This is a genomic window from Streptococcus oralis, assembly GCF_024399415.1.
Lineage (GTDB): Bacteria > Bacillota > Bacilli > Lactobacillales > Streptococcaceae > Streptococcus > Streptococcus oralis_CS.
In genome coordinates, this window is record NZ_CP029257.1 from 1985925 (window position 1) to 2002022 (window position 16098).

12 protein-coding genes and 3 tRNA genes are annotated in these 16098 nt (G+C 35.0%); 5 read left to right on the forward strand and 10 right to left on the reverse strand.

Going from position 1 to position 16098, the window contains the following annotated elements; all coding sequences use genetic code 11:
- Positions 1-23: 23 nt before the first annotated feature.
- Complete coding sequence (gene guaB, locus DG474_RS09505) at positions 24-1502, reverse strand: IMP dehydrogenase (RefSeq protein ID WP_000073416.1); 1479 nt, start codon at positions 1500-1502, stop codon at positions 24-26.
- 160 nt (positions 1503-1662) lie between these two features.
- Complete coding sequence (trpS, locus tag DG474_RS09510; RefSeq protein ID WP_255778218.1) at positions 1663-2691, reverse strand: tryptophan--tRNA ligase; 1029 nt, start codon at positions 2689-2691, stop codon at positions 1663-1665.
- Positions 2692-2886: 195 nt separating this feature from the next.
- Here trpS and DG474_RS09515 point away from each other — a divergent pair, with 195 nt between their 5' ends.
- Together DG474_RS09515 and DG474_RS09520 are read left to right on the forward strand one after the other, a co-directional pair.
- Positions 2887-4509, forward strand: a complete 1623-nt coding sequence (locus DG474_RS09515) for an ATP-binding cassette domain-containing protein (RefSeq protein ID WP_000958788.1) — start codon at positions 2887-2889, stop codon at positions 4507-4509.
- 61 nt (positions 4510-4570) lie between these two features.
- Positions 4571-7123: a YfhO family protein gene (locus DG474_RS09520; protein WP_255778219.1), complete on the forward strand. Its 2553-nt coding sequence runs from the start codon at positions 4571-4573 to the stop codon at positions 7121-7123.
- Positions 7124-7144: 21 nt separating this feature from the next.
- Here DG474_RS09520 and DG474_RS09525 read toward each other — a convergent pair whose 3' ends face one another.
- Entirely contained in the window at positions 7145-9799 is a 2655-nt protein-coding gene (locus DG474_RS09525; protein WP_255778220.1) for a YhgE/Pip domain-containing protein, read from the reverse strand.
- Positions 9800-9927: 128 nt separating this feature from the next.
- Here DG474_RS09525 and DG474_RS09530 point away from each other — a divergent pair, with 128 nt between their 5' ends.
- Positions 9928-10470, forward strand: coding sequence for a TetR/AcrR family transcriptional regulator (locus tag DG474_RS09530; RefSeq protein ID WP_000665080.1), 543 nt, complete (start codon positions 9928-9930; stop codon positions 10468-10470).
- 35 nt (positions 10471-10505) lie between these two features.
- Here the strand turns inward: DG474_RS09530 and DG474_RS09535 are convergent.
- The 7 genes from DG474_RS09535 to rlmH all read right to left on the reverse strand — a co-directional run bounded on the left by DG474_RS09535 (position 10506) and on the right by rlmH (position 13683).
- Positions 10506-10579: transfer RNA gene (locus DG474_RS09535), tRNA-Asn, on the reverse strand.
- A gap of 5 nt (positions 10580-10584) precedes the next feature.
- Positions 10585-10656: transfer RNA gene (locus tag DG474_RS09540), tRNA-Glu, on the reverse strand.
- Between the two features lie 51 nt (positions 10657-10707).
- Positions 10708-11460 carry a competence system response regulator transcription factor ComE gene (gene comE / locus DG474_RS09545; RefSeq protein WP_000866079.1) on the reverse strand — a complete coding sequence of 251 codons (753 nt, stop codon included), beginning with the start codon at positions 11458-11460 and terminating at the stop codon, positions 10708-10710.
- Positions 11457-12776, reverse strand: coding sequence for a competence system sensor histidine kinase ComD (gene comD / locus DG474_RS09550; protein ID WP_255778222.1), 1320 nt, complete (start codon positions 12774-12776; stop codon positions 11457-11459). Before comD ends, comE begins: the two co-directional genes overlap by 4 nt.
- A gap of 20 nt (positions 12777-12796) precedes the next feature.
- Positions 12797-12922 carry a competence-stimulating peptide ComC gene (comC, locus tag DG474_RS09555; RefSeq protein ID WP_008282505.1) on the reverse strand — a complete coding sequence of 42 codons (126 nt, stop codon included), beginning with the start codon at positions 12920-12922 and terminating at the stop codon, positions 12797-12799.
- A gap of 164 nt (positions 12923-13086) precedes the next feature.
- A tRNA-Arg gene (locus DG474_RS09560) sits at positions 13087-13160 on the reverse strand.
- A gap of 43 nt (positions 13161-13203) precedes the next feature.
- Complete coding sequence (rlmH, locus tag DG474_RS09565; RefSeq protein WP_255778224.1) at positions 13204-13683, reverse strand: 23S rRNA (pseudouridine(1915)-N(3))-methyltransferase RlmH; 480 nt, start codon at positions 13681-13683, stop codon at positions 13204-13206.
- Positions 13684-13868: 185 nt separating this feature from the next.
- Here rlmH and htrA point away from each other — a divergent pair, with 185 nt between their 5' ends.
- A complete protein-coding gene (gene htrA, locus DG474_RS09570) occupies positions 13869-15065 on the forward strand; it encodes a serine protease HtrA (protein WP_000681803.1) in 1197 nt (398 codons plus the stop codon).
- A gap of 57 nt (positions 15066-15122) precedes the next feature.
- Complete coding sequence (locus DG474_RS09575) at positions 15123-15881, forward strand: ParB/RepB/Spo0J family partition protein (protein ID WP_000410359.1); 759 nt, start codon at positions 15123-15125, stop codon at positions 15879-15881.
- Positions 15882-16098 lie beyond the last annotated feature (217 nt).

Here is a 16098-nt window from a genome sequence, read left to right on the forward strand (position 1 = left end):
ATTCAGGAGTTCTTTTTTACTACTTACATAGAGTAGTTTGGCGCTTCATTAGTGATTTGCACATCGTGTGGATGGCTTTCTTTTAAGCCAGCCCCAGACATTTCGATAAATTGAGCATTGTCATGCAATTCTTTAAGGTTAGCTGCACCACAGTAACCCATACCAGAGCGAATACCACCAATCATTTGGAAGACAATATCAGCTGCTGCACCTTTATAGGCAACACGGCCTTCAATTCCTTCTGGAACAAGTTTGTTTGCTTCATTGACAGAACCTTGGAAGTAACGGTCACTTGAACCTTTCTTCATTGCAGCGATTGATCCCATACCACGGTAGGTCTTAAACTTACGTCCTTGGAAGATTTCCGTTTCACCTGGTGCTTCGTCTGTTCCAGCAAACATTGATCCAAGCATAACTGCATTCCCTCCTGCAGCAAGGGCTTTTACAATATCGCCAGAGTACTTGATTCCACCATCAGCAATGATTGTTTTACCATATTCACGCGCAACTGCTGCTGCATCATAGATTGCTGTCACTTGTGGGACACCAACCCCTGCAATCACACGAGTGGTACAAATAGAACCTGGTCCGATACCGACTTTGACAACATCTACACCTGCATCATAAAGAGCACGCGCACCTTCTGCAGTGGCAATATTACCCGCAATCAAAGTACGGTCTGGGAAGTGAGCACGAATTTCAGCAATTTTACGTAGAACACCAGCAGAATGACCATGGGCAGTATCAATAACAATTGCGTCAGCTCCTGCTTCAAAAAGAGCCTCTGCACGTTCAAATGTATCTGAAGTGACACCTACCGCACCAGCAACTAGAAGACGACCAAACTCATCTTTTGCTGCATTAGGAAATTCAATTACTTTTTCAATATCTTTGATAGTAATCAAGCCAGAAAGACGACCTTCTTCATCAACCAAAGGAAGTTTTTCAATACGGTGTTCTTGAAGAATGCTTTCAGCTGTTGCAAGATCTGTACCAACAGGAGCAGTAACAAGATTTTCACTAGTCATATGGTTTGAGATTGGCTGATTGTAATCTGAAATAAAGCGAAGATCTCGGTTTGTTAGAATACCAACCAATTTACGATTTTCAAGTGTCTCCACAACTGGAACACCACTGATACGGTAACGTCCCATCAGTTCATCTGCTTCAGCAATAGTGTGTTCTGGAGTCAAGAAGAATGGATCAATAATAACACCATTTTCAGAACGTTTTACCTTGCGAACTTCATCTGCCTGTTGCGCAATAGACATATTTTTATGGATTACTCCAAGACCACCTGCACGAGCAATGGCAATAGCCATTTGACTTTCTGTGACTGTATCCATGGCGGCTGTTATAATTGGGATATTTAAAGTCAGATTATCTGCCAATTTTGTTGTTAAATCTGCATCATTAGGCAACACATGACTTTCTGCTGGAATGAGCAATACATCATCAAAGGTAAAACCTTTTTTTAAAAATTTAGTATCCCAATTAGACATTGAAGTTTCCTCTTTTCTTTCTTTTTGAGCTTGACTCTTTTTGTATTGTATCTATCATACCATTCTATGAAAATTTGTCAATTATATTTTATGGTAGAAATCATAAAAAAACTATCCCTGTGATCCTATGGAAGAGATAGTTTTACGATTCATATTTTATCTATAATTTAAAATAATTTAGTCCCATTGCTCCCTTAACTTCAGATAGAGTTTGCTCCGCAACCTCACGTGCTTTCTCACTACCTTTTTGAAGCATATTGTACACTTCTCCCATATCCTTAGCAAATTCGATACGGCGCTCACGAATAGGGCCAAGTTCGCGTTCTAATATTTCAAGTAGATAACGTTTCGTCTTTACATCACCAAGACCACCACGTTGATAGTTTTCTTTCATCTCTGCAATGTCTTGAGCATCTTCTGGACGACCAAACACATCTAGATAATGGAAAACCATATTTCCTTCAATCTTACCTGGATCCTCCACTCGAATATGATCCGGATCAGTATACATGCTCATGACTTTTTTACGCAACGTATCCGCATCATCTGCTAGATAAATACCATTATTAAGGGATTTAGACATTTTAGCATTTCCATCTAAACCTGGCAAACGTCCTGCTCTCTCATTTTCTGGATAAATACCTTCCGGCTCCACCAAGACCTCACAATTATAAGCATGATTAAAGGAACGAACAATCTCACGAGTTTGCTCAATCATTGGTTTCTGATCTGTCCCAACAGGAACATAATTAGCCTTGAAGGCAGTAATATCTGCTGCTTGCGCAATCGGATAAACCAAAAATCCTGTCGGAATACTTTCTCCAAACCCTTTCTGAGCAATCTCTGTTTTTACTGTCGGATTTCGTTCCAAACGAGCTAGTGACACCAAATTCATATAGTACATAGATAATTCAGCCAACTCTGGAATTTGGCTTTGAATAAAGATAGTTGATTTACTTGGATCTAATCCAACTGCTAGGTAATCCAAGGCAACATTCCCAATCGATTCTACAATCGTTTGAGGGTCTTTAGCGTGATCTGTCAATGCTTGTTGGTCCGCCAAAAAAACAAACATCTCATACTTGTCTTCTTCCTGCAGTAATACTCTATTTTTAAGACTCCCAACATAATGTCCAATATGCAGTTTTCCTGTTGGGCGATCTCCTGTTAAAATAATGGGTTTCGTCATTTTTTTCTCCTTCGAAATGGTCTCTTCAATTATAGCATTTTTTTGTTAAAATAACAGAAAATTATTTAAATCAAACAACTAACTCATTGTAAACAAACCTGTCAATTTTATTGACATAAAATTGACAAACAAAAATTTGAATATTTCTCTCTTTTCTAGTAGAATAAATGTATTACATATTATAGGAGAAAAACATTGCTTACAGTATCTGATGTTTCACTACGTTTTAGTGATCGCAAACTTTTTGATGATGTCAATATCAAATTTACAGAAGGAAATACATACGGATTAATTGGTGCTAATGGTGCTGGGAAATCTACATTCTTAAAAATCCTAGCTGGTGATATCGAGCCAACAACTGGTCACATTTCTCTTGGTCCAGATGAACGTCTCTCTGTTCTCCGTCAAAATCATTTTGACTATGAAGATGAGCGAGTTATTGATGTCGTTATTATGGGAAATGAAAAACTTTACAACATCATGAAAGAAAAAGACGCCATTTACATGAAAGAAGATTTTTCAGATGAAGATGGTGTTCGTGCAGCTGAACTCGAAGGTGAGTTTGCTGAACTTGGAGGTTGGGAAGCAGAGAGTGAAGCATCTCAATTACTTCAAAACCTAAATATTCCAGAAGAATTGCACTACCAAAACATGAGCGAATTGGCCAATGGTGAAAAAGTGAAGGTTCTCCTTGCTAAAGCCTTATTTGGTAAACCTGATGTTCTTCTTTTGGACGAGCCAACCAACGGTTTGGATATCCAGTCTATTACTTGGCTAGAAGACTTCTTGATTGACTTTGATAACACCGTTATCGTAGTATCCCACGACCGTCACTTCTTAAACAAAGTGTGTACTCACATGGCCGACCTTGACTTTGGAAAAATCAAACTCTATGTCGGAAACTACGACTTCTGGAAGGAATCTTCTGAGCTTGCTGCTAAATTGCTAGCAGACCGTAATGCCAAGGCAGAAGAAAAAATTAAGCAATTGCAAGAATTCGTTGCTCGCTTCTCTGCCAACGCTTCTAAGTCAAGACAAGCAACGTCTCGTAAAAAAATGCTTGACAAGATTGAATTAGAAGAAATTGTTCCTTCTAGTCGTAAATACCCATTTATCAACTTTAAAGCAGAACGTGAGATTGGTAATGATCTCTTGACAGTAGAAAATTTAACTGTAAAGATTGATGGTGAAACTATTTTAGATAATATCAGCTTTATCTTGCGTCCAGGTGATAAGACGGCTCTTATTGGACAAAATGACATCCAAACGACTGCATTAATTCGTGCAATTATGGATGACATCGACTATGAAGGAACTGTCAAGTGGGGAGTTACTACTAGCCGTTCTTACTTGCCAAAAGACAACTCGGCTGATTTTGCAGGAGGAGAGTCAATCCTTGACTGGTTGCGTCAATTTGCAAGTAAAGAAGAAGATGACAATACCTTCCTACGTGGTTTCCTTGGTCGTATGCTCTTTTCTGGAGATGAGGTTAACAAACCTGTAAACGTCTTGTCAGGGGGAGAAAAAGTACGTGTCATGCTTTCAAAACTCATGCTCTTGAAATCAAATGTCCTTGTACTTGATGATCCAACAAATCACTTGGACTTGGAATCTATCTCAAGCTTGAACGATGGATTGAAAAACTTTAAAGAATCAATCATCTTTGCCAGTCATGACCACGAGTTTATCCAAACTTTGGCAAATCATATCATTGTTTTGTCTAAGAATGGCGTCATTGATCGTATTGATGAAACCTACGATGAATTCCTAGAAAATGCAGAAGTACAAGCAAAAGTTAAAGAACTTTGGAAAGATTAAATAAGACTTCAAAACTCAGTTGGGGTAACCAACTGAGTTTTCTATCATTCTACGAGGTAACATGAAATCATTTTTTAAAACATATTGGACCTATTTTGTTTCTTTCATCATTCCTTTAGTAATTATGACTGGAGTATACCTAACTCAAGGTATCTACTGGAATAGCGATGCATCTCCACTATTAGGAGACGGTTTCCATCAATACGTTATTTTTGATGTAGCTTTACGAAATATTCTGCATGGAAATGGCAGTTTGTTTTACACCTTTACAAGTGGCCTCGGACTGAATTTCTATGCTCTATCTAGTTATTACTTGGGTAGTTTTCTTTCACCCCTAGTTTACTTTTTTAATCTGTCGAATATGCCAGATGCTGTCTATCTAACCACTCTCTTAAAATTTGGATTGATTGGTCTGTCAACCTTCTTTAGTCTAAATAGATTATTTAAAGATATCCCAAAATTTTTAAAACTTGCCTTATCTACTTCCTATGCTTTAATGAGCTTCACTGTCAGTCAGTTAGAGATTAAAACCTGGCTAGATGTTTTTATCTTGATTCCTTTAATTATAACTGGTTTACACCTACTTATAACACAAAAGAAGCGCCTACTATACTTTACAAGTTTGTCAATCTTATTTATTCAAAATTATTATTTTGGGTATATGACAGCATTGTTTCTTATTTTCTGGTATCTCTGCCAAATTTCTTGGGACTTTAAAACTCGAAAATCATCTTTTCTTGATTTTGTTGTTACCTCCTTTTTAGCTGGAATGGCTAGTTTGATTATGACTCTTCCTACACTGTTTGATTTACAAACTCATGGAGAGAAGTTGACTGCCATCACAAAATTAAAGACAGACAGTAGCTGGTATCTGGATATTTTCGCAAAACAATTCATTGGATCTTTTGATACAACTAAGTATGGATCTATACCAATGATTTTTGTTGGATTGCTTCCTTTTATTTTGACTATTCTATTTTTCACAATAAAATCCATAAGGTTTCACGTGAAACTTACCTATGCAATTTTCTTTACTTTTTTAATAACAAGCTTTTACATAGAAGCACTTGATTTATTTTGGCAGGGGATGCATACCCCAAATATGTTTTTGCATCGCTATGCTTGGATTTTTTCCACTCTGTTAATTTATACTGCAGCAGAAGTCTTAAATCGTCTGAAAGAACTGAAGCTATGGAATCTATTTGTCTCACTTTTTCTTGTACTAACAGGATTTTTGGCCACTGTCTATTTTAAATCACACTATTCTTTTTTAACTGATTTGAATATCCTGCTCACTCTTGAATTTCTACTAGTTTATGCTCTTTTACTTCTTGCAGTCATTAGAAAATTTATCTCTGTAAATCTATTTGCAATTCTTTTGTCTTTATTTATAACGGCTGAGATAAGCTTAAATGCATCATCTCAAATGGAAGGAATAGCTAAAGAATGGACCTTTGCTTCTCGTAGTGCCTATAATAGAGATATCACCGCTATGGAATCCATTCTAAACCAAATTGACAATCCATTTACACGTACTGAAAAACTGCAAATTCAGACTGGAAATGACAGTATGAAATTTAACTACAATGGAATCTCTCAATTTTCGTCTGTACGAAATCGTTCAGCTAGCACTAGTTTGGATAAACTGGGATTCAAATCCTCTGGAACCAACCTCAATCTCCGTTATGCTAATAACAGTCTTTTAGCAGACAGTTTATTTGGAATCCAATACAATATTTCTGAAACTTCACTTGATAAGTATGGCTTTCAAGAGATTTATCAAAAGGATCATTTAACCTTATATAAAAATCAACTCTCTTTACCCATTGCCTTTGCCACTCAATCTATTTACAAAGATGTAGACTTTAACAATCACACTTTAGATAATCAGGCTTTATTTATAAACCAGCTTGCTAATCTCAACTTAGATTACTTCTCCCAAATAGCATCTGATAAAACAGATACTTCAGATGGTTTAACGAGCATCACAGGTTCTGCGAATGAAGATGCAAAGATTGATTATCAAATTGAGGTTCCTCAAAATAGCCAAGTCTATCTCTCTTTTTCAAATCTTCATTTTACGAATGATAAACAAAAGAAAGTTGACATCATTGTCAACGGTGAAAAAAAGACTTTTACAAATGACAATGCATTTAATTTCTTTAATTTGGGTTATACTGAAGAACAAAAAACTTTCAATATCAGTGTTAGTTTCCCTGGAAATTCTCAGGTGTCATTTGAATCTCCAACCTTCTATCGTTTAGATACTCAGGCTCTTACTGAGGCAATTCAAAAGATTAAAGAACAACCTGTAGAAGTATCCACCTCTAAAAATAAAGTATTTGCTACATATGAAGTAAAACAAGATACCTCTATTTTCTTCACTATTCCTTATGACAAAGGTTGGTCTGCATTCCAAGATGGGAAAAAACTTGAAATCAAGCAGGCTCAGACTGGTTTTATGAAAGTTGATGTTCCAAAGGGAAAAGGCACCATTACACTTTCCTTTATACCCAATGGTTTTGTTATTGGAGCAGCCTGCTCACTAACTGCCCTTCTTCTTTTTGGGATCTATAATCACAGACGAAATTTATCTAAGACAGAAAAAGATTGACCAATTCCTTGGCCAATCTTTTTAATCTTCTTCCATTTTCTTAGGTTGATAAGCTAGCATACCTAAAGCAGTAAAGAAAGCTAGAGTTATAATAAGGAAAATCACTTGATGATGAATATTTCCTGTCATAGAGATTGTTTGTCGTAAGCCTGATACAGAATAACTCATTGGTAACCAAGGATTGACACCTTTGAAGAAATCATTTGTCAAAGCAAGGGGATAGGTCCCTGCACTTGATGCTAACTGTAATAAAAGTAAAATAAGAGAGAAGAAAGCTCCAATACGGCTATTCCAAGTTGTTAAAGCTGTCACCATAGACATGAAAGCTAAACTTGTGATTATAATTAGAATCAAGGTCCTCATCTCATGGTTCGCAGTCAATCCAATAAGATGGACACCTCCATAAACTAAAACACCTGCTAAGACAGCTATAATCCCATTTATTTCAGAGCGAGACTTCAACCAAGCCCAACGACTCTCTGGATGACGTCCAGAAGGCAACTTAGCAAAAATCATATTGGTAGATATAGCAGCAACAAAAAGAGCAACTGATATCATATAAGGAGCCATAGCAATCCCATTTACAGGGACTTGGTCATTGTCTGTTTTTGAGAGAACTAGAGGTTCAGATAATGTTTCTGCATTTTTAGATTCTGTTGAAGCTGATTTAAGTTGATTATTAGCATTGCCTAATCCTTGTCCTAATGAATCAACTCCTGTCTGTAAATTTTCAAGACTAGAGGTTAAGGTTGTTCCACCATCTGCTAGTTTTCCAGCACCATCTGCAATCTTCATAGCGCCACTTCCTAGTTGAGATGCTGCAGAAAGTAACTGTGTTGATTTATCTGTTAATTGACCAGAGCCAAATTGTAATGTAGTAAGACCTGCTATCAGCTCTGGGCTCTTATTGTTCAATTGAGCAGAACCAGATGACAAACTTTCTATACCTGATACTAATTCTGGAGCTTTTCCAGCTAACGCATCTACTCCAGCTGTCAAGGTTGATGTATTTTCTGTCAACTTACTTGATCCAGAAACTAATTTATCTAGACTAGTTGTTAAACTTGTATTCTTTTCACTTAGTTGATTAGCACCAATAGAAATAGTATCCAGTCCTTTAGTATAGTTTACAACACCTTTTTCAATTGACTGACTTCCAGGAACTAACTGATTATTTACAGAAGTTTGTAATGTTGTAAATCCATTTGACAATGTTGTCAAGGAGCTAGATGCTGCAGGTAAGAGTTGATTTGCTTTCGTCTGCACATCAGATAGATTAGATACTTGTTGTTCTGAATTCTCTATACTTTCTTTTAATCCTCCTACTGTCATTAAAATTGTTTTTGCCGACTCAATAGTAGAATTAGAATTTTTAGAAATAGCTTCTGTCAGTTCTTTCTTTTGTTCCTCTGTAAGAGATTGATAAGTAGCTGTTGATTGAAGGTTTGCAAGAGTTTTCTCTTGTTCTGTCTGACTTTTGGTCACAATATCCTGAGCAAGAGTTGTTAGATTTGGCAAAGCTTCTGACAATGTACTTTTCAGTTGAGTATTATCTGATATTGTAAGAGCTTGTAGTGTTTTATTTAGTTCTCCTAAGCTTGTTGCCAATTGCGCTATTTCTTCATTTTGTTGAGATGAGGACTCTAATTGGCTTGAAATTTCTTTAATACCAGTATTTAATTGCTCCATTCCATCTCTTAGTGTATCTGATTGATTGGATAATTGACTTGTTCCGTTAGAAAGTTCTTTCACACTACTTGTATATGCATTTACACCAACTGAAAATTGATTGAGACCTGTGTCCAATTGTGAAACCCCACCTGTATAGGACTTTATACCTGTATTTAACTGATTTACACCTGTCACCAACTCGGGAGTTTTTGAAGCTAATTGACCAAGTCCAGTGTCAACTTGTGAGACAGCATTTGTATAACTTTGTAAACCACTATTAAAAGTTCCTAAACCAATATGTAATTGCTCTATAGCAGACACATAGCTAGATAAGCCTTTTGTAAATTGATCCGCTCCATTTGAAAAAGTTACAGTTGAATTAGCTAGAGTATTAAGATTTGTCGTCAACGTTTGACTTCCCGTCACCAACTGATTGGCTCCATTAGCCAATTGTTCACTTCCATCAGCTGCTTTATTTATTCCAGACTTCAAATCATTCATTTTTTGGAATAGTAACTTGGTATATGTTTCAGTTACATTCGTAGAGACGGTTTGTTTTAATTGCGTCATTGCAGAATCACTCATCTTACTTGCAATAAAGCTATGCCCACTTGACGTCTGATAATCAATCTGCATCTGTTCAGGATGATTCGTTAGGATAGAAGTAGCTTTTTCAGATAGGTCGCTTGGTAATGTTACCACCATATAGTAGTCACCATCTTCTAGTCCTTTTTCCCCTTCCTCTTCATTAACAAAGTGAAAATCTAAAGCCTTATTTTCTTTTAAATTAGACACCATGTCTTCACCAATTCTCATTGTCTGTCCATTATAAGAAGCTTCCTTATCTTTATTGACAACTGCCACAGGTAACTCCGATACTTGACCATATGGATCCCACATGGACGATAAAAATATAATGTTGTATAAAGCTGGAATGAGAGAAATCCCTATCATTACAATGATAAAGGTCGGTTTTTTAAATATTGCTTTCCATTCTTTAAACATGTTTCCTCCTTTTTTACACATATTGTCTAAAATTTTGATATAATAGATTATACATCAAAAAATCTAAATTACAAGGTAAAAAATATTTTTTTAGACACATAGTCTATTTTTGTTTACAAGGAGGAATTATGAAAGAAAGTAACAAACGTTTAAAAACAAAACGAATTATCGAAAATGCCATGGTTCAATTATTGATGGACCAGCCCTTTGATCAAATTTCTACTGTCAAGTTAGCAGAAAAAGCCGGAATTAGTCGTTCCAGCTTTTACACTCACTACAAGGATAAGTATGATATGATTGAACTCTACCAAAGTAAGCTATTTCATACCTTTGAGTATATTTTCCAAAAACATGCTCATCACAAAAGAGATGCTATTTTAGAAGTATTTGAATATTTAGAGTCTGAGCCACTCTTGGCTGCACTCTTATCTGAAAATGGGACAAAAGAAATCCAAAATTTCTTGAGAAATAAGCTTCACATTATGCTTAGCACCGACCTTCAGAAACGCTTTATGAAATTACAACTCACTCCAATAGAATTAGAATACAGCAGTATTTATCTAACAAATGCCCTATTTGGTGTTTGCCAGACTTGGATTGCTCACGGAAAAAAAGAAAGTCCGCAAGAAATGACAGACTTCCTTATGAAAATGTTAGGTGATGTCAACTAAAAAAGAACACCATTGGTGTTCTTTTTTTTATCTGACTCCGCCAGTAGGACTCGAACCTACGACATCATGATTAACAGTCATGCGCTACTACCAACTGAGCTATGGCGGATAAAATAGTCCGTACGGGATTCGAACCCGTGTTACCGCCGTGAAAAGGCGGTGTCTTAACCCCTTGACCAACGGACCATCTATCTGTAGCAGATATAACCATTATATCAATTTCTTACTAATTGTCAATCACTTTTTAGATTTTTTCTCTAGAATATCTTTTAGTTTGCGAACTTTCAAACGGGTAATCGGGCAACGATGATCTTCATAAAAGACAACTTCTAAATTCTTTCGATCAATTTCTCTCACATTTCCCACATTGACAAGGAAAGATTTATGGGAGCAATAAAATCGCTGGGTATGTTTGTCCTTTTCCTGAATATCTGTCATAGTTCCATAGAATTCTTTAGCAAAATTCTTACCAATAATCCGAAGTTTATGAGAAACTCCTGTGGTTTCGATATACAAAATGTCATGGTAAGGAATTTTCAAATCATTTCCCTTATAGTTGTAATCAAAATAGTCTACAACATCTTCGTTTTCAAGCAGCATACTCTTAGTGTAAAAAATACTCTGCTCGATACGTTTTTTGAACAATTCATCATTGATGTCTTTGTCTACAAAATCTAGAGCTGATACCTGGTATTTGTAAGTTAAGGTAGCAAATTCAGATCGACTGGTAATAAAGACAATAATAGCATAAGGATTGTGATGACGGATAAACTGAGCCACTTCAAAGCCTTTTTTCTCGATTCCATGAATATCGATATCTAGGAAATAAAGCTGATTTACTTCATCATTTTCGATATATTCCTTAAACTCACGAACTTTTCCTGTTGTCTTATATGAAATAGGAATATTCGATTCTTCCGAGATTTCATTTAATATTCTCTCTAGTCTCACTTGATGTTCAATAACATCTTCTAAAATTAATACTTTCATTCGAATTCCCTCTTAAATCTAATAATTTGTCTAAATGTGTTGTCTTCCATCTCTGTTTCTAAAATAATGTTGTCATACTTATCTAAAATCTCCTTGACATTATTAAGTCCTAGACCTCTATTTCTTCCCTTGGTAGAGAAACCTAAGGCAAATAAATCCTCTGAAGGCGTCATAGTGATTTTGCATGAATTCTGGATAACTATAACTGTTTCAAAATCCATTTTAATGACTGCAACTTCCATTTGTTTCAAGTAACTATCTGCAGCACCTTCAACAGCATTATTTAATAAAATGCTCATGATACGAACAAGATCAAGTAAATCCATTGACAATCTAGTAATGACATCTTTTACTTCCAATGTAAACTCTACATCATTATTTCGAGCATAGACAATCGATTGAGCAATTAAACTTCGTAAAGCTGAATCTTCTATGTTATTTAAATCAAAGTAAGTATATTTGTCTGATCTCAATTTCTGATTTGCTTTTACTAGGACTTCATTGTAAACTCTGTTAATTTCTTGTAAATCTCCACTGTCAATCGCCATTTGCATGCTGACAAGCATCCCTGCATAGTCATGACGAAAACCTCGAATTTCATTATACAACTCCACAATTTCATCAGTATAAGTCTGTAAATGCTTTTGTTCAAATTTCTTTTGTTTTAGAGCAATCTCTTTTTCAATTTGAACCTTGTGAGAATTCATTGCAAAGAAAATCAATAACAAGCAAATAAAAACAATGGTTGATAAAATACTTCCGAAGCTATTTAAATGATGAGTTGTACTTACTATATCTGAAATAAACAGTAAGATATGCAAACCAAAGAAAGCAACTATTACTTTTTTTAAAAAAGGGTACAGATAATCTTTATCAAAATAGGTAAGTTCTAAGTGGAAATAAGTAATAATTTTTTTAATAATAAAATATGTTAGTAATAGTACTCCTAAATAAAACATCACTTCATGTTCTATCACAAAAGCATCACCTGTTATAGAGGATAGGGTTACTGATAAAAAAGTATGTGTACTATGATATAATAAAGACAATAGTAAACTGATAAACATTCCTTTATGCTTATCATACTTCTTTATAGCTAATATAGAAGTATATAGAATAAAAGGAAATATAAATTTTTCAATCCCTAACCCAGCTAATGAAATAAAGTCAAAGAAAAATTCAGCTACAGACTGATATACAAATATACAAGCTATAAATAAATATCTTTCTTTTTTAGTTACTTTACAAATTAATTCATAGCTTATTGTTAAAATAAAAATATGAAGAATAACTATTCCAAATCCTAATAAACTCATCCTATCACCCTATAATATTATTACTTTGTCCTATTTGAAAAAAGATGTTTAAAAAAGTAAGGTAGTCTTTTATCTCCACCTCGAATCTCCTGCAATTCTGCCTCTGTTACCTCTTTAAATTGTTCCAACTTTACTGTATTTTTCATAATGAAATCTCCTGTATTATTTTTTCTTGTAAGTTAACTTACACATCTATTATACAAAATGAAGACCATGTAAGAAAAAATTCTTCCCAACTGTACATTTTTGCACCTGAAACGCACTTTTTTAAGAAAAAAGCTGGGATTTATCCCAGCTTCGCATCTAAAATTGATCCCAGCAGGATTCGAACCTGCGACCGTTCGCTTAGAAGGCGAATGCTCTATCCAGCTGAGCTATGAGACCTAACATGACCATTCTATCAAAAAACAAGAGCTAAGTCAATCTTCTATTTGTGATAAGGAGAACCCTGCTGAATTGTAAAAGCACGGTAAATTTGTTCAACTAAAACCAATCTCATTAACTGATGTGGTAATGTCAGACGTCCAAAACTGACAGAAAGATTGGCCCTATTTTTTACAACAGGAGCTAGACCCAAACTTCCTCCAATGATAAAAGTAAGCGTTGAATATCCTTTGATAGAAGCTTGCTCTAGTTGCTTACTAAATTCCTCTGAGGAGAGTGTTTTTCCTTCAATGGCTAGTACAACAACAAAGTCTCTTTCTCCAACCTTAGAAAGAATTCTTTCACCTTCTGTTTCCAAGATTTTTTGATTTTCTAATTCACTAGCTTTGTCAGGTGTCTTCTCATCAATGAGCTCAATCATTTCTAATTTGGCGAAACGTGAAATTCGTTTGGTATATTCAGCAATACCATCTTTAAGGTATTTTTCTTTTAATTTTCCCACTGTTACAATTTTTATTTTCATTCTTCTATTCTATCATATCCACACTTCATTTCACATCTTATACACATAAAAATCATCCTAAATTTCTAGTAAATTCACAGAATAAAGCGAGTTATCCACAACTTGTGTAAAACTTTAAGCTTTTAAGTTTGGATTAAGTTAATAGGTTTATAATCTGAGTAAATAAATAACAAACGGAGGCGTTTATGAAACACTTACAAAAATTTTACAAAAAAGGAGTTAAAGTTCTTGCAATCATTCTAATAGGATTTTTAAGTGGTGCCTTAGGAAGTTTCGTAACATTACAACTTTATCAAAAACAAGGAAATCAAGCTACGAATAATAATTCTGGCACTGTCACTCAAACATCATATAAGAATGAAAATTCAACCACTCAAGCAGTAAATAAAGTTAAGGATGCTGTTGTCTCAATCATTACTTATTCTTCTTCTAGCAGTAGACAAAGTAGTGTATTTAATGGTGATGAAACTAATTCTGATTCAGACAATCAACAAATCGCAAGTGAGGGATCAGGTGTTATCTATAAAAAAGATGATAAAGATGCCTATCTTGTAACTAATACTCACGTTATCAATGGAGCTTCAAAAGTTGATATTCGCTTGGCAGATGGTACCAAGGTTCCTGGTGAAATTGTCGGATCTGATACTTTCTCTGATATTGCTGTCGTTAAAATTTCTTCAGAAAAAGTTACAACAGTAGCAGAATTTGGGGATTCAAGCCAACTTAGTGTTGGAGAAACAGCGATTGCTATTGGTAGTCCTCTAGGTTCAGAATATGCTAATACAGTTACACAGGGAATCATCTCAAGTCTTAATCGAAATGTTTCTCTAAAATCTGAAGATGGTCAAGCTATTTCAACAAAAGCCATTCAAACAGATACGGCTATTAACCCTGGTAACTCTGGTGGTCCACTTGTAAACATTCAAGGACAAGTAATTGGTATTACATCAAGTAAAATTGCAAGTAATGGTGGAACATCTGTAGAAGGTCTTGGTTTTGCAATTCCTTCAAACGATGCACAAAATATCATTAAACAGCTTGAAAGTAATGGTAAAGTGACTCGTCCAGCTCTTGGAATTCAAATGGTCAATCTGTCAAATGTTGGAGCTAGTGATCTTAGAAAACTTAACATTCCAAGTAGCCTCACTTCAGGTGTAGTTGTTCGATCTGTTCAAAACAATATGCCAGCAAATGGACATCTTCAAAAATACGATGTCATTACCAAAGTTGACGACAAAGAGATTGCTTCATCAACAGACCTACAACACGCTCTTTACAATCATGCTATCGGAGATACTATCAAAGTAACCTACTACCGTAATGGTAAGGAGGAAACAACCTCAATTAAACTAGATAAGAATTCTGGTGATTTAGAGTCTTAATTGACATCAGTGTAAAGAAAACTTTACAGAAAGTAAAAGATATGTTAGTGTAGAATCATGGAAAAATTTGAAATGATTTCTATCTCTGAAATACAAAAGAATCCTTACCAACCTCGGAAAGAATTTGATGTAGAAAAATTAAAAGAATTAGCTCAGTCAATCAAAGAAAATGGGCTCATCCAACCAATCATCGTTCGTCAATCTCCTGTAATTGGTTATGAAATCCTTGCAGGAGAGAGACGATATCGGGCTTCTCTCTTGGCTGGTCTAACCTCTATTCCAGCCGTTGTAAAGCACCTCTCAGATCAGGAAATGATGATTCAGTCAATCATTGAGAATTTGCAGAGAGAAAATTTAAATCCTGTTGAAGAAGCACGCGCCTACGAATCTTTAGTAGAAAAAGGATTTACTCACACTGATATAGCGGATAAAATGGGGAAATCTCGTCCTTATATCACTAATTTTATTCGTTTGCTTTCCCTACCAGAATATATCTTAGCTGAAGTAGAAAATGGAAAAATTTCTCAAGCGCATGCACGTTCACTAGTTGGTTTAGACAAAGAGCAGCAAGACTATTTCTTCCAACTAATCAAAAATGAAGATATTTCTGTGAGAAAGTTAGAAGCACTTCTTACAGAGAAAAAACACAAGAAGCAGAAAAAAAGTGATTCTTTCATCAAAGATGAAGAAGATAAATTAAAAAAAATACTCGGTTTAAGTGTAGAAATTAAACTTTCAAAAAAAGATACTGGAAAGATTATTATCTCCTTTTCAAGTCAAGAAGAATACGATAGAATTATTAACAGCCTGAAATAAGGCTGTTCTTTTATTTTCTCAACCCACAAATTTATCCACTAATTTTTTTTATCAAAAAGCCTACTAAATCAAGGATTTTTCTATTTATCCCCAACCTGTGGATAAATACTGCTAACATTGTGGATTCTTTTCCCCAATCTGTGGAAAAATCCTACTATCTATGGTAAAATAAGTCTAGCACTAAACTACTAAAATCATAGTAAAGGAGGAAAAATAG

Excerpts from the sequence above, each read along its gene's own strand:
- guaB (WP_000073416.1), bottom strand. The coding sequence starts at position 1,502 with ATGTCTAATTGGGATACTAAATTTTTAAAAAAAGGTTTTACCTTTGAT.
- trpS (WP_255778218.1), bottom strand. The coding sequence starts at position 2,691 with ATGACGAAACCCATTATTTTAACAGGAGATCGCCCAACAGGAAAACTG.
- DG474_RS09520 (WP_255778219.1), top strand. The coding sequence starts at position 4,571 with ATGAAATCATTTTTTAAAACATATTGGACCTATTTTGTTTCTTTCATC.
- DG474_RS09525 (WP_255778220.1), bottom strand. The coding sequence starts at position 9,799 with ATGTTTAAAGAATGGAAAGCAATATTTAAAAAACCGACCTTTATCATT.
- DG474_RS09530 (WP_000665080.1), top strand. The coding sequence starts at position 9,928 with ATGAAAGAAAGTAACAAACGTTTAAAAACAAAACGAATTATCGAAAAT.
- comE (WP_000866079.1), bottom strand. The coding sequence starts at position 11,460 with ATGAAAGTATTAATTTTAGAAGATGTTATTGAACATCAAGTGAGACTA.
- comD (WP_255778222.1), bottom strand. The coding sequence starts at position 12,776 with ATGAGTTTATTAGGATTTGGAATAGTTATTCTTCATATTTTTATTTTA.
- comC (WP_008282505.1), bottom strand. The coding sequence starts at position 12,922 with ATGAAAAATACAGTAAAGTTGGAACAATTTAAAGAGGTAACAGAGGCA.
- rlmH (WP_255778224.1), bottom strand. The coding sequence starts at position 13,683 with ATGAAAATAAAAATTGTAACAGTGGGAAAATTAAAAGAAAAATACCTT.
- htrA (WP_000681803.1), top strand. The coding sequence starts at position 13,869 with ATGAAACACTTACAAAAATTTTACAAAAAAGGAGTTAAAGTTCTTGCA.
- DG474_RS09575 (WP_000410359.1), top strand. The coding sequence starts at position 15,123 with ATGGAAAAATTTGAAATGATTTCTATCTCTGAAATACAAAAGAATCCT.